16 protein-coding genes, 2 tRNA genes and 1 pseudogene are annotated in these 18,095 nt (G+C 29.9%); 14 read left to right on the forward strand and 5 right to left on the reverse strand.

From position 1 onward, the window contains the following. Positions 1 to 13: 13 nt before the first annotated feature. From QNK89_RS10835 to QNK89_RS10855, 5 genes and pseudogenes are all read left to right on the forward strand, one after another. Positions 14 to 365, forward strand: a pseudogene (locus QNK89_RS10835) (phage holin family protein). A gap of 97 nt (positions 366 to 462) precedes the next feature. Continuing rightward, positions 463 to 1,788: a trigger factor gene (gene tig, locus QNK89_RS10840; protein WP_340171069.1), complete on the forward strand. Its 1,326-nt coding sequence runs from the start codon at positions 463 to 465 to the stop codon at positions 1,786 to 1,788. Between the two features lie 183 nt (positions 1,789 to 1,971). After that, positions 1,972 to 2,646: an ATP-dependent Clp endopeptidase proteolytic subunit ClpP gene (gene clpP, locus QNK89_RS10845; protein WP_340171070.1), complete on the forward strand. Its 675-nt coding sequence runs from the start codon at positions 1,972 to 1,974 to the stop codon at positions 2,644 to 2,646. Between the two features lie 81 nt (positions 2,647 to 2,727). Next, on the forward strand, positions 2,728 to 3,960 hold the full coding sequence (gene clpX / locus QNK89_RS10850) for an ATP-dependent Clp protease ATP-binding subunit ClpX (RefSeq protein ID WP_340171071.1): 1,233 nt from the start codon (positions 2,728 to 2,730) through the stop codon (positions 3,958 to 3,960). Between the two features lie 67 nt (positions 3,961 to 4,027). Continuing rightward, positions 4,028 to 4,549: a GNAT family N-acetyltransferase gene (locus QNK89_RS10855; protein WP_340171072.1), complete on the forward strand. Its 522-nt coding sequence runs from the start codon at positions 4,028 to 4,030 to the stop codon at positions 4,547 to 4,549. Between the two features lie 37 nt (positions 4,550 to 4,586). On the opposite strand, the gene QNK89_RS10860 is transcribed toward QNK89_RS10855, so the two are convergent. Next, complete coding sequence (locus QNK89_RS10860; protein WP_340171073.1) at positions 4,587 to 6,101, reverse strand: GH3 auxin-responsive promoter family protein; 1,515 nt, start codon at positions 6,099 to 6,101, stop codon at positions 4,587 to 4,589. 43 nt (positions 6,102 to 6,144) lie between these two features. Between QNK89_RS10860 and QNK89_RS10865 the strand changes: the two genes are divergently transcribed. Beyond that, positions 6,145 to 6,939 (forward strand): DUF2797 domain-containing protein, encoded by a 795-nt coding sequence (locus QNK89_RS10865; protein ID WP_340171075.1) that lies wholly within the window; start codon positions 6,145 to 6,147, stop codon positions 6,937 to 6,939. Between the two features lie 675 nt (positions 6,940 to 7,614). Here the strand turns inward: QNK89_RS10865 and rpsU are convergent. Further along, positions 7,615 to 7,809, reverse strand: coding sequence for a 30S ribosomal protein S21 (gene rpsU / locus QNK89_RS10870; RefSeq protein ID WP_340171076.1), 195 nt, complete (start codon positions 7,807 to 7,809; stop codon positions 7,615 to 7,617). 106 nt (positions 7,810 to 7,915) lie between these two features. Beyond that, a complete protein-coding gene (locus tag QNK89_RS10875; protein ID WP_340171097.1) occupies positions 7,916 to 8,728 on the reverse strand; it encodes an AsmA-like C-terminal region-containing protein in 813 nt (270 codons plus the stop codon). A 105-nt stretch (positions 8,729 to 8,833) separates the two neighbouring features. Here QNK89_RS10875 and folK point away from each other — a divergent pair, with 105 nt between their 5' ends. The 4 genes from folK (at position 8,834) to QNK89_RS10895 (ending at position 12,340) form a co-directional block, all read left to right on the forward strand. After that, positions 8,834 to 9,958, forward strand: a complete 1,125-nt coding sequence (folK, locus tag QNK89_RS10880; protein WP_340171078.1) for a 2-amino-4-hydroxy-6-hydroxymethyldihydropteridine diphosphokinase — start codon at positions 8,834 to 8,836, stop codon at positions 9,956 to 9,958. An 85-nt stretch (positions 9,959 to 10,043) separates the two neighbouring features. Continuing rightward, a complete protein-coding gene (locus tag QNK89_RS10885) occupies positions 10,044 to 10,949 on the forward strand; it encodes a hypothetical protein (RefSeq protein ID WP_340171080.1) in 906 nt (301 codons plus the stop codon). After that, a complete protein-coding gene (locus QNK89_RS10890) occupies positions 10,900 to 11,421 on the forward strand; it encodes a hypothetical protein (RefSeq protein WP_340171082.1) in 522 nt (173 codons plus the stop codon). The genes QNK89_RS10885 and QNK89_RS10890 overlap by 50 nt, the downstream gene beginning before the upstream one ends. Positions 11,422 to 11,656: 235 nt before the next feature. Next, positions 11,657 to 12,340, forward strand: a complete 684-nt coding sequence (locus QNK89_RS10895; RefSeq protein ID WP_340171084.1) for a hypothetical protein — start codon at positions 11,657 to 11,659, stop codon at positions 12,338 to 12,340. A 16-nt stretch (positions 12,341 to 12,356) separates the two neighbouring features. Here the strand turns inward: QNK89_RS10895 and QNK89_RS10900 are convergent, their stop codons facing one another. Further along, entirely contained in the window at positions 12,357 to 12,944 is a 588-nt protein-coding gene (locus QNK89_RS10900; RefSeq protein ID WP_340171086.1) for a hypothetical protein, read from the reverse strand. 6 nt (positions 12,945 to 12,950) lie between these two features. Next, positions 12,951 to 13,490 (reverse strand): RNA methyltransferase, encoded by a 540-nt coding sequence (locus tag QNK89_RS10905; RefSeq protein ID WP_340171088.1) that lies wholly within the window; start codon positions 13,488 to 13,490, stop codon positions 12,951 to 12,953. A 169-nt stretch (positions 13,491 to 13,659) separates the two neighbouring features. On the opposite strand from QNK89_RS10905, the gene mutS reads away from it, so the two are divergent. The 4 genes from mutS (at position 13,660) to QNK89_RS10925 (ending at position 17,903) form a co-directional block, all read left to right on the forward strand. Beyond that, a complete protein-coding gene (gene mutS / locus QNK89_RS10910; RefSeq protein ID WP_340171090.1) occupies positions 13,660 to 16,272 on the forward strand; it encodes a DNA mismatch repair protein MutS in 2,613 nt (870 codons plus the stop codon). 99 nt (positions 16,273 to 16,371) lie between these two features. Then, a tRNA-Gly gene (locus tag QNK89_RS10915) sits at positions 16,372 to 16,443 on the forward strand. 28 nt (positions 16,444 to 16,471) lie between these two features. Then, positions 16,472 to 16,555 (forward strand) — tRNA-Leu (locus QNK89_RS10920). A gap of 265 nt (positions 16,556 to 16,820) precedes the next feature. Further along, on the forward strand, positions 16,821 to 17,903 hold the full coding sequence (locus QNK89_RS10925) for an endonuclease (RefSeq protein ID WP_340171092.1): 1,083 nt from the start codon (positions 16,821 to 16,823) through the stop codon (positions 17,901 to 17,903). The last annotated feature ends 192 nt before the right edge of the window (positions 17,904 to 18,095 follow it).

The following is an 18,095-nucleotide window of genomic DNA, read 5'->3' on the forward strand; positions in this document are numbered from 1 at the left end:
AAATAATATAAAAATGAATTTAATTATAAGACTTCTTTTAAATGCTATAGCTGTATTCGCATTAGCTAACATATCAAACGGTGTGCAAGTAGATGGTTATCTATCTGCAATAATAGTTGCAATAGTACTATCAATATTAAACCTTAGTAAAGCCGTTATTGGTTATTTTAACTCTACCAATAACAATAGTTACTCTTGGTTTGTTTATGCTAATCATAAACGCTTTACTAATTTTACTAGCAGATAAATTAATAGACGGTTTTTCTGTAGATAATATTTGGTGGGCAATTTTGTTTAGTGTGCTATTATCTATATTACAATCTTTATTGCATTCATTTATAAAAAAAGATAAAAAGAAAGCATAGTTTGTATTGAAATTCAACAAATTAAAAACTTTGATGGAGTGTAAAAAAATAGTATTTTTGCACTCCATTTTTGGTTACACTAAATAGATTATTCAAAATGAATATTACAAGAGAAAACAAAGACGCATTAAATGCTGTAGTAACAGTTGCGATTGAGAAAAATGATTATGCAGCTAAAGTTGAAAAAATCCTAACAGATTACAGAAAAACAGCTAACATTCCTGGATTTAGAAAAGGTCACGTGCCAATGGGAATGGTTAAAAAGCAATACGGTAGAGCTATTTTAGTTGATGAGGTTAATAAACTAATTCAAGAAGGTTTAAATAAATATTTAACAGAAGAAAAGTTAGATGTTTTAGGACAGCCATTACCAAAAATGCAAGATAATATTGATTGGGATGGAGATAATTTTTCTTTTGAATTTGAATTAGGTTTAGCGCCAGAATTTGATGTAGACCTAAAAGTTAAAAAAATCACACATTATAATATTGTTGCAGACGATAAGTTAATTGACGGACAAGTTGAGAACATCCAGAAGCAATATGGTAAGCTAATTGCTTTAAAAGAGATCGCTAAAGACAGTGAGATTACTGGAGTTTACAAAAACGAAGCTGAAGAAATAGAGAATACAGTAACCTTAACTTTAGATAAATTTAAAGGGAAGGCTACAGAAAAGAAATTTATTGGAGCTAAAGTTGGAGATTTAATTACATTAAAAACAAAAGGACTTTACGAAGACGATCACGAGTTAATGCATGCGCTAAAATTGGAGCACGATAAAGCACATGTTTTAAATATTGAAGTGAATTTTGAAATTACAGAAATAAACAAGCGTGAGCCAGCAGACTTAGATCAAGACTTGTTTGATAAGTTATTTGGTAAAGATGGTGTGAAAACTGTAACAGAGTTAAAAGAGAAGATTAAAGAAGATGCAGAAAAGCAATTCTTACAACAATCGGATCAAAAGTTCTTAAACGACGTAACAGAGTATTTAGTTGCAAATACTAAATTCGATTTACCAGCAGCATTTTTAACAAAGTGGATGCAATCTGCAGGAGAGAATCCTATGGATGATGCTACAGCCAAAGAAGAGTACGAGAAATCTGAAAAAAGCCTACGTTACCAACTTATTGAAGCTAAGTTAATGGAAGCTAATGGTATTAAAATAGATTTTGAAGAAGTTAAGGAAAGTGCAAAAGGCATGATTAAAACGCAAATGGCTCAGTTTGGTCAAATGAACCCAACAGACAAAGAACTTGATGATATTGCTGCTAGAGTATTGTCTAATCAAGACGAAGTAAAGCGTTTAAGTGAGCAAGTTGTAAGTCAGAAATTACTAAACCTTTACAAAGAGAAGGCAACAGTAAAAACTAAAGAATTAACTTACGATAAGTTTGTTAAAGAAGTTTACGGAGATAAATAAGTCTAATATTCTTTTTAAAGAATAATCATTATATTTAGGCGTTGAATTATTGAAAATTCAACGCCTATTTTATTCACGTTAAATTCAGCTTAAAAAATTTGAAAATAGGCGATTTAACTATACATTTATACCATTCTGAAGCAGTTTGGAAATTAAATTAAAATATCAAATTCAAAAACAAATATGGATTACGGAAAAGAATTCGAGAAATTTGCCATAAAAGACCAAGGTATTAGCAGTACATATTACAACAAAATTGTAAGTAGTATGATGCCTCAAAGTATGACGCCTTATATTATAGAGGAACGTCAGTTAAACATCTCTCAGTTAGATGTATTTTCAAGATTAATGATGGATCGTATTCTGTTTTTAGGAACGGGAATAAACGATAATATTGCTAACATTATTCAAGCACAATTACTGTTTTTAGAAAGTGTAGATGCAAATAAAGACATTCAAATGTACATTAACTCTCCAGGTGGAAGTGTATATGCAGGATTAGGTATTTATGATACTATGCAGTTTATTAAACCAGACGTAGCAACTATTTGTACAGGAATGGCAGCCTCAATGGGAGCAGTATTATTATGTGCAGGAGAAAAAGGAAAGCGTAGTGGTTTAACACATTCACGTGTTATGATTCATCAACCATTAGGTGGTGCACAAGGTCAAGCTAGTGATATAGAAATTACTGCTCGCGAAATCTTAATTTTAAAAGAAGAACTTTACAAAATAATAAGTAAGCATTCTGGTCAAGAGTACGACAAAGTTTACCAAGACAGTGATCGTGATTACTGGATGAAATCAGGTAAGGCAAAAGAATACGGAATGATTGACGAGATTTTAGCTCGTAATTAAATTATATAAGCATTAGTAAGTCAAAGTGATTTTGAAGCGTTCAAGTAGAACTATTCACTATTCACTTTTAACTAAAAGAAGATGGCAAAGGAAGAATTAGAATGTTCGTTTTGTGGTAGAAAAAAACCAGAAACCAGTTTATTAATTGCAGGTTTAGATGCGCATATTTGTGATCGTTGTATAGAACAAGCGCATGGTATTGTTATTGAAGAATCTAAACAAAGCGATAGCACAGAGTTGTCTGCAGAGTTAATGCTACGCAAACCACAACAAATAAAGTCTTTCTTAGACGAATACATTATAGGTCAAGAATATACCAAAAAAGTAATGTCTGTAGCGGTTTACAACCACTATAAACGTTTATTACAACCACCAACGAATGATGATATTGAGATTCAAAAATCAAATATTATTATGGTTGGAGAAACTGGTACAGGTAAAACCTTAATGGCAAAAACTGTAGCAAGGATGCTTAATGTTCCATTAGCTATTGTAGATGCCACAGTACTAACAGAAGCTGGTTATGTAGGTGAAGATGTAGAGAGCATATTAACGCGTTTGTTGCAAGCAGCAGATTATAGTTTAGAAAAAGCAGAAAAAGGTATTGTTTTTATAGATGAGATAGATAAAATTGCACGTAAGAGCGATAATCCATCTATTACTAGAGATGTTTCTGGAGAAGGTGTACAACAAGCTTTATTAAAACTTTTAGAAGGAACAGTTGTAAATGTACCACCAAAAGGAGGTAGAAAACATCCAGACCAGAAATTTATAGAAGTAAATACAGAAAATATTTTATTTATTGCAGGTGGAGCTTTCGATGGTATTAATCGCGTAATTTCTAAGCGTTTAAATATGCAAGCCGTAGGTTATAGTGCATCTATGAGTGATAATGTTGTTGATAATGATAATTTATTACAATATATAATTCCAAAAGATTTAAAAGATTTTGGACTAATACCTGAGATTATTGGTCGTTTACCAGTTTTAACACATATGGATCCATTAGATTCTGATACGTTAAGAGCTATTTTAACAGAGCCTAAAAACGCCATTATAAAACAGTATAAAAAACTCTTTTCTATGGACGAAATCGAGTTTGAAATTACAGATGGTGCCCTAGAATATATTGTTGGTAGAGCAATTGAATATAAATTAGGAGCAAGAGGTTTACGTTCTTTATGCGAGGAAATTTTAACAGATGCTATGTTTGAGCTTCCAGGAAGTGATACAAAAACACTGACAGTTACAAAGGATTATGCAGAGCAAAAATTATCTAAAACTAAACTTAAGCAACTAAAGGCTGTTTCTTAACTTAAAAATAAAAATTTAAATTGAAGCCTACTTTTTTTATGAAGTAGGCTTTTTTATTTTTTAAACCATGAAGTACGCTAACTTTAAAACGCCAGAAACCAAAAGGCTTGTATTTAAACACACAGATATGGAAGATGTTGCGCTTGTTTTTGCGTTACGGTCGAGCCCAGTTGTTAGAAAGTACATCATGCAACCTTTGGCCACAAAGCAAGAGGAAGCAGTTAATCATATTAACAAATTGATTCATTATTTAAATGAAGATATCTCTATAGCTTGGACTTTAGTAAATAAAAATTCAAAAGAAAAACTAGGCAGTATTTGCTTATGGAATTTTTCTGAAGATAGAAAAACAGCTGAGGTTGGTTACGATTTGCTTCCTGAGCATTTTAGAAAAGGCTATATGTCTGAAGCGCTACAAGCCGTTGTTCAATTTGGGTTTAAAACTCTTAATTTAAAAACAATTGAAGCCTTTACACATGTTGAAAATGAAAGTTCAATAAAATTATTAGTTAACAATAATTTTGTTTTTCAACCTGAAAGAAAAGATCCGGGCTTTCCAAAGAATAGAATTTATACAATAAATAGTTAGTAATCTTTGCAGTATGTTTGAATCTATAAAAGTCCTATTAATTATTTAGCTTCAACAATTCTTCCATATAATCTCGGGTATTAGATAAGCGAGGTACTTTGTGTTGTCCACCTAGCTTGTTGTTTTGTTTTAACCAATCGTAAAACAACTTTTCTCTAGCAATATTAATTTTAGGTTTATTTAAAGTCATGTTATTATGGCGTTTGGCTTCATAATCTGAATTTAAAGATTTTAGAGCATTATCAAATATCTCATTAAAGTAGTCTATATCTTTTGGAGGTGTTTTAAACTCTATTAACCATTCATGTGCGCCTTTTTCTTTACCTTCCATAAATACAGGAGCAGCAGTGTAATCTACAATTTCACTCTTTGTCTTTTTACACACTTTTTTTAATGCGTCTTCTGCATTTTCAATAATGAGTTCTTCTCCAAAAACATTAATATGATGTTTTGTTCTACCCGAAACCTTAATTTTATAAGGCGAAACAGAAGTAAAACGTACAGTGTCTCCAATTTTATATCGCCATAGTCCTGCATTTGTAGTAATAATTACAGCGTAGTTTTTGCCTTTTTCTACTTCACTTAAAGGAATAACACGTTCGTTTGGAGTGCCATGTGTTTCCATTGGAATAAATTCATAGTAAATACCATAATCAAGCATTAGTAAAAGTTCGCTAGAGTGGTTTTTGTCTTGAATAGCAAAAAAGCCTTCTGAAGCATTATAAATTTCATAATACTTAAAATCTTTTTTCGGTAAAATTTTCTTGTATTGCTCTAAATAAGGGTTGAAGCTAACACCACCATGAAAGTATACTTCTAGATTAGGCCATATTTCAAATAATGAAGCTTTCTCAGTTTTATCTAAAACGTTATTAAGTAAAACAAGCATCCAAGAAGGTACGCCAGCAAGACTGGTAACATTCTCATTAATGGTTTCGTTTACAATTGCTGCCATTTTGGTTTCCCAATCGCTCATTAACGACACCTTGTTACTTGGTGTGCTACTAAATTCTGCCCAAAAAGGCATATTATCTATTAGTATAGCGCTTAAATCTCCAAACGCAGTTCCGTTTTCTCTATAGAGTTCTTTGCTTCCTCCTAAACGCAGGCTTTTCCCTGTAAATAAAGAAGAGTTTTCATTGTTATTTAAATACATACAAAGTAAATCTTTACTTGCTGCATAATGGCAATTTTCTAAAGACTCCATACTTACAGGAATAAATTTACTTTTTCCACTTGTTGTTCCACTAGATTTTGCAAACCATTTTATAGGTGTTGGCCAGAAAATATTGTTTTCGCCTAATCGAGAACGTTCAAATAAATCTTGATAACCTTTATAGTTTTTTATTGGTAATCTTTCGGCAAATTCTGCGTAAGTTTTAATAGAATCAAAACCATAAAGTTTTCCTATTTCTGTGCTTTTAGCCTTTTCAATTAAGCTAAAAAGTAGTTCTTCTTGTACTTCGTTAGGGTATTTTAAAAATAAATCGATTTGGTGAAAACGTTTCTTTAAAAACCAGGAAGCTATAGAATTTACTAAAGGAATTGGCATATATTTTTGGTATATTTAGACATTAAAAATAACACTTTTTTTTATGATTTACCAAGGCGTGCTAACAAAAATGGCGACAGAGTTTTCTAGCCCTATTCAATATTATTTAGTTTTTGAAAATGATTTTATTAATATGAATCAGTTATTAAACAAAACATTGAAATTTAAATTTGTTAAGCACCAATGCCTAAACTGTAGTTTAAACAAACCTATTTTTAGGCAAGGCTTTTGTAAAAGTTGTTTTTTCGATATTCCACAAGCTGCAGATTGGATTATGCGCCCAGAATTAAGTACAGCGCATTTAGACAAAGAAGATCGTGACTTAGAATACGAGAAAAAAGTACAACTAAAGCCACATATTGTGTATCTCGCTAATTCTAGTAATGTAAAAGTTGGTGTTACAAGAAAAACACAAGTGCCAACAAGATGGATAGATCAAGGTGCACATGAAGCTATAGAAGTAGTCGAAGTTCCTAATCGCTATCTTGCAGGTATTACAGAGGTTGCTTTAAAAGATTATGTGGCAGATAAAACCAATTGGCGAACCATGCTTAAAAATGATGTAGTTGATGAGAGTTTAATAGAGTGGAAAAATAAGTTAAAACAGTATATACCTGCTGAAGCTTTAGAGTATTATATTGAAAATAATAACGAAACAGAAATAGAATTTCCTGTGATGTCTTATCCTAAAAAGCCTAAAAGTTTAAATATTGAAAAAGCAGGAAGTTTCGAAGGTGTTTTAAAAGGAATAAAAGGACAGTATCTTATTTTTGAAGATGATACGGTTTGTAATATAAGAGGAAATGAGGGTAAGGTTGTAAGTATTGAGATTGTTTAGTGTTTGAAACTCAATTTTTTTCAATGTTAAATTTTGATATTTTCTCAGTTAAACTATTTAATTCCTCATTTCTACACCATCCTGTTCGGTCAAAATTAATTTCATGGACCTTTTTTTTATTTTGAAACAGATGAAGAATTTGCTGTTTTCCAAATAATGGATCTTCATTAAAGATAAATTTAAAACTTACATCTTTGATATAAATATGTTTTATTTATCTCTTGATTGTTCATTGTGTTAATTGCAAGGATATTTAATTCACTTTTACTCTCATTAAAAATAATTTTAAATACTTATCCATAGTTGTATTTCTTTTTTATTCTATAAATAAACCAGATAATTATCCCAATAGATACTAGTAAACTAAACGCAAATGCATTGTTAAATATAAATTCAGTGATTGGATTTGATGAGTTTCTGCCTCTTCGAGCTAAAAGTAATGGTATTGCAATCCAACTTGCTAAAAACAAAACAACAAATAATACGAAATATTTAATGCTCAAAACGAAATAATTTAAATGAGATATTAGCTTTTCTATTTCGTAAATTTTAGACATGTGTTATTACTATATTAATGTTTTGTTGGCAAAGTTTAAGAAGTAGGATTGGATTAATCAAAAAAGCCTCGCATTCAAAGAATGCAAGGCTTATATATTATAAGAGAAAAAGTATATACTATACGTTTTCTGCGTCTCTTAATCCTTGGATATAAGAAGCTTTTTGAATTTGACGACGTCTAGTTACAGAAGGCTTAGTAAAGTGTTGGTTCTCTCTTAAGTTCTGCATTACTTTAATGTTACGGTGTTTTCTTTTGTAACGTTTTAAAGCTCTTTCTATGTTTTCTCCTTCTTTAATTTCTATTCTTAACATACTATTATATTATGTGTGTTCTTAAATTACAGGTTGCAAATATAAGTTTAAGTTTTAATTTACACAATAGACTCATACAATTTTTGCAATTTTATTTAGTAATGTTTTATTTTTTCTTCTTCTTTTTTCCAAAAAGGTTCAAAACATCTTTTACAACATTACCAGGTTGTTTAGTAGAATCGTTTGGTGTGTTAGGGTTTCCTCCAGAGATTATGTCTTTAATAACATCTTTTACAGGAACGTTTGTTTGTTTTTTAGTACTGTCGTTTTTAGTTTGGTTACTATTATTAAGACCCAAAAGGTCTTTAATTTTATCTTTTCCGTTGTTTAATAATTTTTGTTTTTCAATTTCAATAAGTTGCGCAGTTAAATTTTTAACACCACTAGTTAAATCTGTTTGTATTTTTGGGTTGGTAAAAGAGCCTGTTAAATTTGCTGTAACTGGTATATTTATTTTATTTACTTCGTTGTCATTTATTTTACCAATTAGTCTATTCACATCTCCTCCTAAATATTTTGCTGGCACATTAAAAACAATATTGTAATCCATAGATTTATCAAAACCATGCGCTCCTCCTACAGTAATGCCTATATCTTTATATTTAATATAAAAAGGTGAAATGGTTACACGACCCTTTTTAAATTTTAAAGCTGTTTTTAAATCTTTTAAGTCTAATTTATTAAAATCTATAAAGTTTATTTTATTGCTAAGAGCACTTAATAATGCTGTGTTTTTAGGTTCAATGTTGGTAGTAAGTAATTCGGCTAAGGCACCACCAGAAATAGAATTCATAATAGGTGTAAAGTCGTTACCAAGTATTCCATTTATAGATATGGCACTATTTAGTTTTCCTTGTAAAACTTTGGCAATTGGTGCTAAGTTTTGAAGCATATCTAGTTCTGTAAAAGATTGAGAAATGTCTTTTTTGTAATTGTATTCTAATAATAATAATCGTTAATAAGTTCTTTGGGTATTTATAATGAAAACCATTTAGTTTTAGTTATTTTGCTTTCCGGTTTAAAAATGAATTCTCAGAAAATATACATATCAATAGGTAGTAATAAAGGCGACAGATTTAAAAATTTGCAAACTGCTATAGATGCTGTGCATTTAAATGTTGGGACTATTAAAATAATCTCTAAAGTTTTTAAAACACCAGCTTTAGGCTTCGAAGGAGATTATTTTTATAATGCATGCTTATTAGTAGAAAGCTATTTAAAACCTAGCAAAGTTTTAAAACAATTGTTAGCGATTGAGACTAGTTTAGGAAGAAAAAGAACTAAAACCAAAGGCTACCAATCTAGAACCATAGATTTAGATATTCTTTTTGTAGATGAAGAAATAATTGATACAAAAACACTTAAGATTCCTCATCCAGAGTTGCAAAACCGCAAATTTGTTTTACAGCCTCTACATCATATAGCATCAAATTTTAAACATCCAGTTTTAGAAAAAGAAATCTCTGTTTTATTGCTTGATTGTATTGATGAAAGTGTTCTTGAGCCTATTAATATTTCGTTAAAAAACCCAAGTAAGCAACACGACTTTTCTAAATATAATTATATTGCAATAGAAGGTAATATTGGAGCAGGTAAAACAAGTTTAGCTACAAAAATATCACAAGATTATAATGCAAAACTTATTCTTGAGCGTTTTGCAGATAATCCGTTTCTACCAAAATTTTATCAAGACTCGCAAAGGTATGCTTTTACTTTAGAGATGTCTTTTTTAGCAGATCGATATCAGCAAATTAGCGAAGATTTATCACAGTTAGATTTATTTAAAGATTTTATTGTTAGCGATTACGATATTTTTAAGTCTTTAATATTCTCTAAAATCACTTTACATCAAGACGAATTTAAACTCTACAGAAAGTTATTCTACTTAATGTATAAAGATATTGCAAAGCCAGAACTCTATGTTTACCTCTATCAAAATACAGAGCGTTTAAAAGAAAACATTAGAAAGCGTGGTAGAAAATACGAGCAAAACATAGATAGCGAATATCTTGATAAAATTAACTCTGGTTACCTAGATTTTTTAAAAAAGCAAACAGATTTTAATGTAAAAATAATCGATATTTCTAATCGAGATTTTGTTAAAAACCGAGAAGATTATTTATTTGTTTTGGATGCTATTTGTAAATAGCTTATTAAGAGTGTTTTGTTAAAATAATGTTAATTTATTATTGATTTGGCAAGATAATTGATGGTTTTGTAGAATCTAATCTTCTATGAAAAAATTATACTTTTTATTTTTCGTGTTGTCATTAATATGTTCAGTTTTTGCTCAAAACAAACCAATAGACTCTATTTTGTCTTCTTTGCAAAAAGACCAACTATCTTTCGAGAAAATCTACGTTCACACTAACAAAACAATTTATTTTAACGAAGATTTTATTTGGTTTAAAGTTTACGTTTCAGAAAACAATAATAAACCATCATTAAAAACAGCATTAGTTTATGTGAGTTTGTTTTCTCAAGAAGGCAAATTTATAAAAACCCAAAATGTTTATATTAAAAATGGTATTGGTAATAACCAATTCGAGCTTAACGACGCGTTGCAACAAGGCGACTATTTTATTCAAGCGCACACCAATAACATGCTAAATTTTGGAGAACAAAACAAGTTTGTAACTAAAATAACAATCGGAGAAAACATCCAAAACAAAACGACTTCTAAAGCTACATACGATATTCAATTTTTTCCAGAAGGTGGTCGTTTCTTAGAAAACGTTAAAAACACACTAGGTATAAAAGCATTAATAAATGGTAAAGGATGCGATTATAAGGGAAAAATAATTAACGCTAAAAACGAAGAAGTTGCATTGTTTTCAAACCTACATTTAGGAATGTCTAAAACAAAATTTGAATACAAAGAAAACGAGCAATACAAAGACATAATAGAAATAAACGATACAATAATTAAAAAAGAGTTACCTAAAGCCATTAAAAAAGGTGTTATAATTAGTAAAATAGTGAGTAAAGATGATGTAGTTAAGTTTCAATTATTAGCTAGTAATATAGATAGTAAAGATAATTATGTACTATTATTTCACCAGAATACTAATATTATAGATTATATAGAATTTGATTTTTATTTCGATAAAAAGAAGACTTTTTCTTTCAATAAAAAATAACCAACCTATTTTAGAACGTAAGTTTTTTGTTAAAGGGAAAATTAATAATGAATTTTCAATTAAAACACTAAATAAAATTGAAGACTCTATTATTTATAAACTTAATGTTAAAGATGTAACCTCTAAATCTAATCTTAGCGTTTCAATATTATATTCAAATTCCAGTTACAATAATAACACAGATATTGCTAGTGCAATGTATTTAACACCTTATGTTAAAGGTTATATTGAAAGCCCTAGTTTTTATTTTGATAGCAAAATTGTAAATAGAGAAGCATATTTAGATTTGTTATTACTAACTCAAGGTTGGACAAAATACTCTCAAAAAAACTTTATAGAAAAACTAAATCCAAAACCAATCTACGATTTTGAGTATGGATATACATTAAAGGGAAAATTAAGTCCTGTGCTAACAAATAATTTAGAAATATTTACTACTGGCAATCAGTTAATAACAAGGCAATTTTTTTAAATAGCCAAACCTCTTTTTCGTTTAATAATTTAGTAGCTTTTATAGAAAAAGAGGTTTTAAAGAGAAGACCAAAAAAAATAGAGTTTGATACTATTGCTATAAAAAAAGATAAATTTGGTTATATTTTTACAATGAGTATTTAAAAGAGTCTCAAATAAACGAAGTAAAAAGTTTAACTAACTCAACAACGGTTTCTAGTTATAACAAGCAAGATGGTATTTATATTATAGAAACAGTGGCTTTAGAAGGTAAGAAAAAAAGCAAGGCTTTTTTAGATAGAAAAGCCTTTGATAAAAAACACAGAAAAGAGGTTTTTGATATTGGAGCTTATTATGAATTAGAAATACCCGAAAAATTTAAGGATACCGATTTAACAATACAAGATTATTTGTTTAAAGATCGAGGTTATTGGTTGTACTATCAAGAATATGATGGTAATCAATTTATAATAAAAGGTTGTAAATCTAATGTTCCATTAGTGATTGGTTTGTCAATCGATGGAGTAAATGCTTCAAGCTTATTCTCTAGTTTGCCTCTTAATTTAGCACTAAATATTGAAATGCATTACATAGAGTATATTATGTTCCAACCTATAGGTAGTTATTTAGATAAAATCGTGTTTTTTACTAAAGATGATTATAAAAAAGGGATAACAAATAATTTTAAAACATACGTTTTTAAAGAAGACTTCAGTAAATCTAAGAAATACTATGTTCCATTGTTTTCTATAAATTCAAATACATATAATCAAGAAATAGATTGGAAACCAAATTTAATATCTAACACAAATGGAGAATTTGTTTTTAAACTCAAGGATGAGTTTTTAGACAAAGGTTTGTTGTTTTCTATTCAGGGATTTACTAATCAAGGTAATTTAATTAGTAGGTTTTATAAATTAAAAAACTCTAAGTTAGAGTAGTCATGGTATTAATGAACTATCTATTATTACGATCCAAAGGTTCTTGCCAAATGGCCTCACCTCTATGTCCAGACATTGGAGGATTTCCATTTCTTCCATTAACATGCCAAAGAATATATTCTTTTTTAAATTCAATCATTCTGCCAGCTTTATGTTCTTCAATAACTAAATTCTCAACATCTTTAGAGTAAAATCGTGGTGCATGAGAAAAAATCTTGTAGGCTTTAGATTGTGCTACACCTAGCCTTTTATTGTTTGGAAAACCATATTTTTTAGTAATATCAATTAGTAATTTTGTGTTTAAGCTATCATTAACTTTTAAAATACTCCAAATACTATCCACAGATTTTTTATAAAGAGGGTATGTTAAAGAATCTAGATATTGTCTTTTAAAGCCTTCAGATTTTCCAAATGTATTTCTGTTTAGCCCAAATTTTTTATCAATAATATTAAAAGTTAATCTAGTATTTTGATCAAGCTCAAAAATAGAGTCTACTGTTTTATTTAAGAAAACCCTATCAACATCAGTTAAGTTGTTTTTATCTTTTGTACAGTTAAAAATTGTAATAGCAAGAATAATATAAAAAAGAGATTTTAATTTCATAATATTTTAATATTTTAAGACATTAAGTTTAGAAAATAAATCCCAAACAACAACACCACAACTCACAGAGATGTTTAAAGAATGTTTTGTTCCAAATTGAGGGATTTCTATTACAACATCGCTTGCGCTTACTACATCTTGTGCTACACCTTTTACTTCGTTGCCAAAAACAACAGCATATTTTTTATTGGTTTCTACTTCAAATTTATCAAGCATTGTTGCGTTTTCTGCCTGCTCTATTGCTAAAACCTTAATATTATCAGCTTTCAGTTTGTTAATTAATGAGAGTGTGCTTTCAGCATATTCCCATGCTACAGTATCTGTGCTTCCTAAAGCAGTTTTATGTATGTCTTTATGTGGTGGTTTTGCTGTGATACCACAGAGGTAAATTTTTTCAATTAAAAACGCATCACTAGTTCTAAATACAGAACCAATATTATTTAGGCTTCTAATATTATCCAATATAATAATAATTGGAGTTTTATTGGCTTGTTTAAAACCATCAACACTTAATCTATTAAGTTCACTATTTTTTAATTTACGCATAAAAAGAGCTCTGCTTTTTAAAGAGTTTATAATACTTCAATTCTTTATTTTGAAACAGCTATAGCTTTTGTGAATAAAACAAAATAACTAAAGTAAATTTGACTTCAAAAAAAATCAATATTTAATTACATTGCAAACTTAATCCAATAACGCTTAAAATAAAATTTCTTTGGCAGCAAAAACAAAAAAAGTAACACCATTAATGAAGCAGTATAATGCTATAAAAGCAAAATACCCAGATGCTCTGTTATTATTTCGTGTTGGCGATTTTTATGAAACTTTTGGAACCGATGCTATTAAAGCAGCAGGAATTTTAGGAATTACTTTAACTAAAAGAGGAGCAGGAAGCGAAAGTGAAATTGAGCTAGCTGGTTTTCCTCATCATTCAATAAACACATATCTGCCAAAATTAGTTAAAGCAGGAGAAAGAGTAGCAATTTGCGACCAATTAGAAGACCCAAAACAAACAAAGAATATAGTTAAACGTGGTGTTACAGAGTTGGTTACTCCAGGAGTGGCTTTAAATGATGAAGTCTTACAGTCAAAGTCTAATAACTTTCTATGTTCGGTTTATTTTGGTAAAACTAATATTGGTATATCGTTTTTAGATATTTCTACAGGAGAATTTCTTACCAGTCAAGGTAATCAAGAATATATAGATAAACTACTCCAAAATTTTAATCCAAGTGAGGTTTTAGTTTCAAAACAGAAGAGGTTACATTTTAACAGTAGCTTTGGTAACGATTATCATACCTTTAATTTAGAAGATTGGGTTTATCAAACAGATTATACAAAAGAGACGCTTCTCAAGCATTTTAATACTAAATCATTAAAAGGTTTTGGTGTTGAAGATTTAAGTGAAGGTATTATTGCTTCAGGCTCTATATTACATTACCTAGCGGAAACCCAGCATAATAAATTACACCATATAACTTCAATTTCAAGAATAGCAGAAGATGAATATGTGTGGATGGATCGGTTTACTATTAGAAATTTAGAACTTTATAACTCAACCAATATTAATGCAGTTACACTACTTAATGTAATCGATAAAACCAACTCAGCAATGGGAGGGCGTTTGTTAAAGCGTTGGTTGGCTTTGCCATTAAAGAATGTTGAAAAAATAAAACAACGTCATGAGGTCGTTTCGTATTTTAAAAACAATAATATTGTTCATCAAAAAATTCAAGACTATATAAAAAGCATAGGAGATATAGAACGATTAATATCTAAAGTAGCAACAGCTAAAGTAAGCCCTAGAGAAGTTGTTCAGCTTAAAAAATCTTTAGAAAATATCAGCCCTATTAAATCATTATCACTAAATAGCGATAATGAATCTTTGAAAATTATAGGCGACACATTGCAAAGTTGTGATGTATTAAGAGATAAAATTAAGCAAACATTAAATGAAGATGCTCCTGTAAATGTTTTAAAAGGAAATACAATTGCTGAAGGTTTTTCAATAGAGTTAGATGAGCTCAGAGGGCTTTCTACTTCTGGGAAAAATTATCTAGACCAAATGCTCAAGAGAGAAAGTGAACGCACAGGAATCACATCGCTTAAAATAGCATCAAATAATGTTTTCGGGTATTATATTGAAGTAAGAAATACACATAAAGATAAGGTTCCAGAAGAGTGGATTAGAAAACAAACCTTAGTAAATGCAGAGCGCTATATAACGGAGGAGTTAAAAGAGTACGAGTCAAAAATATTAGGAGCAGAAGAACGTATATTAGTTATAGAACAAAAATTGTTTACAGACCTAGTTAATTGGATGCATCAATACATAAAACCTGTGCAGCAAAATGCATATTTAATAGCGCAACTAGACTGTTTATGTGGTTTTGCACAATTAGCTAAAGAGAATAAATACGTATACCCAACAATAGACGATTCTCATGATTTAGATATTATAGATGGTCGTCATCCAGTTATAGAAAAACAACTGCCCATAGGTGAAGCCTATATTGCAAATAATGTGTTTTTAGACAGAACAGCACAACAAATTATAATGATTACTGGACCAAATATGTCAGGTAAATCAGCCATATTACGCCAAACAGCATTAATTGTTTTGTTAGCACAAATAGGAAGTTTCGTGCCAGCAAAAAGTGCAAGAATAGGCCTAGTTGATAAAATTTTTACCAGAGTAGGAGCTAGCGATAATATTTCAATGGGAGAATCTACTTTTATGGTAGAAATGAATGAAACTGCTTCTATTCTTAATAATATATCCGAAAGAAGTTTAGTCTTGTTAGATGAAATTGGAAGAGGAACAAGTACTTACGACGGAATCTCAATAGCATGGGCAATTAGCGAGTATCTTCATGAACATCCTGCAAAAGCAAAAACGTTATTTGCTACGCATTATCATGAGTTAAATGAAATGACCGAAACATTTTCACGTATTAAAAACTTCAATGTCTCTGTTAAAGAATTAAAAGATAATGTACTTTTCTTAAGAAAACTAATTGAAGGAGGAAGTGAGCATAGTTTTGGAATTCATGTTGCAAAATTAGCCGGAATGCCTCAGCAGGTTTTACATCGTGCAAATAAGATTTTAAAGAAATTAGAGCGATCTCATTCAAGTGAAGAACTAACAGATAAGGTCAAATCTATAAAAGATGAAATGCAATTAAGCTTTTTTAATTTAGACGACCCATTACTTATTCAAATTAAAGATGAGATATTATTAACTGATATTGATACACTTACACCAGTCGAAGCGCTAATGAAACTTAACGAAATTAAACGTATGTTACTTAAGACTAACAAAGGATAAAAAAATATTTAATAATTTTTATAAAAACACTTTGGTATTTGTAAAAAAGACTTAAATTTGCACCCGCGATTGTAATGTTGTGTGTTCATATAAAAGACTGCGAAAGTAGCTCAGGGGTAGAGCATCACCTTGCCAAGGTGGAGGTCGCGGGTTCAAATCCCGTCTTTCGCTCTGAGAATTTTGCTTAAAATATTCCAATGCTGAAGTGGTGGAATTGGTAGACACGTTGGACTTAAAATCCAATGTCCATTAGGACGTACGGGTTCAAGTCCCGTCTTCAGTACAAATAAAAACCTCAATATGTTTATAATCAAACATTTGAGGTTTTTTTATTCACAAATTTGTACGGTTATTGTACGGTAAATTACTCTTAGCTCCAAAAAACACCAAAAAACCTGAGCTATTATTCTTAAAACAACACCCCTATATCGATTTTGAGGTTGTTTTCTTTTATAGCTTGGCTGCATTAAATGTATATATAGCCCGAATTCTAATGGTAAGAGATGTTTTTTTATCTTTGACAACTAATAATGACCAATTTTTATTTCATGAAGAGCATAGTGTTAAAATATATTTCTTTAATAATTTTCTTACCTTCATTAATACTATCTGCACAGATACCAACTGGATATTATGATTCTGCTCTGGGCTTAGCTGATGGTGATTTGAAATATGCATTAAATCAGATTATTGATAATCATACTGAATTTAGTTATACAAGTTCAAGTATAGATGTTTGGGACATTTTAAAAGAGACTGATAGAGATCCTAATAATTCAGATAATGTGATTCTTATTTATTCAGGGATATCTATAAATGCTGCACAAGAATATAATAACGCAGATGGCTGGACTAGGGAGCATGTTTGGGCTAAATCTCGAGGAGACTTTGGAACGACGACAGGACCTGGTACAGATGTACACGCATTAAGACCTCTAGATAATACTACCAATACTACAAGAAATAATCGAAGTTTTGACAATTGCATTACCTGTTTAGATGTTATAGATAGATGGGGCAACACAACTGGGTCAAAAAAGGATTCTAATATTTGGACTTTTGAACCTAGAGATGAGGTGAAGGGTGATGTAGCAAGGATGATTTTTTACATGACAATTCGTTATGAAGGATTAGACAGTTATCCTGATTTAGAATTAACTGAGTTAGTGTTACCACAAGAAAACGATGATCCTGTGCACGGTGTTTTATCAACTTTATTGGAGTGGCATAGAACTGACCCTGTTGATGATTGGGAAAAAAACAGAAATAATATAATCTATTATTCATATCAAAATAATAGAAACCCCTTTATTGATTCACCAATTTTAGCAGAACATATTTGGGGTAATAAAATTGGTGTAAATTGGAGCGGAGAAGAAACATTAAACATTACGCCCATTGATGATATTTCATTAAGTATCTACCCCAATCCAGCTCATAACCTTATGAATGTAAGAGGTTTAAAAGGTAAAGCTAAAATCATCATTTATGACTTGACTGGAAGAGAGTTATTAACTCAGAAAATCAATGCCAATTTCAATACCATAGCGGTCTCAGAACTAAAAGGTATATATTTAGTGAATATTGTTGTTCAAGAAAAAACATTTATAAAAAAGATATTAATCAAATAGAAAAACAATTTCCTAACTACCTGATTAAACTAATTTATTAGATATACAAAGGGTTCTGTCGCATCTAATGTAAGGAAAAATCAAATTTTTTATATTTACAACAAAAAAGATGTTCAAAGGTCACTGTTTTCCTAAAGCAATCATATTACAAGCTGTTTACTTCAAATTAAGGTTTAGTCTTAGCTATAGAGA

The sequence above is a fragment of the Lacinutrix sp. genome (assembly GCF_037625555.1).
Lineage (GTDB): Bacteria > Bacteroidota > Bacteroidia > Flavobacteriales > Flavobacteriaceae > Lacinutrix.

What these genes read in the sequence shown, in the direction of transcription:
- tig (WP_340171069.1), top strand. Translation starts at nt 463, where the DNA reads ATGAATATTACAAGAGAAAACAAAGACGCATTAAATGCTGTAGTAACA.
- clpP (WP_340171070.1), top strand. Translation starts at nt 1,972, where the DNA reads ATGGATTACGGAAAAGAATTCGAGAAATTTGCCATAAAAGACCAAGGT.
- clpX (WP_340171071.1), top strand. Translation starts at nt 2,728, where the DNA reads ATGGCAAAGGAAGAATTAGAATGTTCGTTTTGTGGTAGAAAAAAACCA.
- QNK89_RS10855 (WP_340171072.1), top strand. Translation starts at nt 4,028, where the DNA reads ATGAAGTACGCTAACTTTAAAACGCCAGAAACCAAAAGGCTTGTATTT.
- QNK89_RS10860 (WP_340171073.1), bottom strand. Translation starts at nt 6,101, where the DNA reads ATGCCAATTCCTTTAGTAAATTCTATAGCTTCCTGGTTTTTAAAGAAA.
- QNK89_RS10865 (WP_340171075.1), top strand. Translation starts at nt 6,145, where the DNA reads ATGATTTACCAAGGCGTGCTAACAAAAATGGCGACAGAGTTTTCTAGC.
- rpsU (WP_340171076.1), bottom strand. Translation starts at nt 7,809, where the DNA reads ATGTTAAGAATAGAAATTAAAGAAGGAGAAAACATAGAAAGAGCTTTA.
- folK (WP_340171078.1), top strand. Translation starts at nt 8,834, where the DNA reads ATGAATTCTCAGAAAATATACATATCAATAGGTAGTAATAAAGGCGAC.
- QNK89_RS10885 (WP_340171080.1), top strand. Translation starts at nt 10,044, where the DNA reads ATGAAAAAATTATACTTTTTATTTTTCGTGTTGTCATTAATATGTTCA.
- QNK89_RS10900 (WP_340171086.1), bottom strand. Translation starts at nt 12,944, where the DNA reads ATGAAATTAAAATCTCTTTTTTATATTATTCTTGCTATTACAATTTTT.
- QNK89_RS10905 (WP_340171088.1), bottom strand. Translation starts at nt 13,490, where the DNA reads ATGCGTAAATTAAAAAATAGTGAACTTAATAGATTAAGTGTTGATGGT.
- QNK89_RS10925 (WP_340171092.1), top strand. Translation starts at nt 16,821, where the DNA reads ATGAAGAGCATAGTGTTAAAATATATTTCTTTAATAATTTTCTTACCT.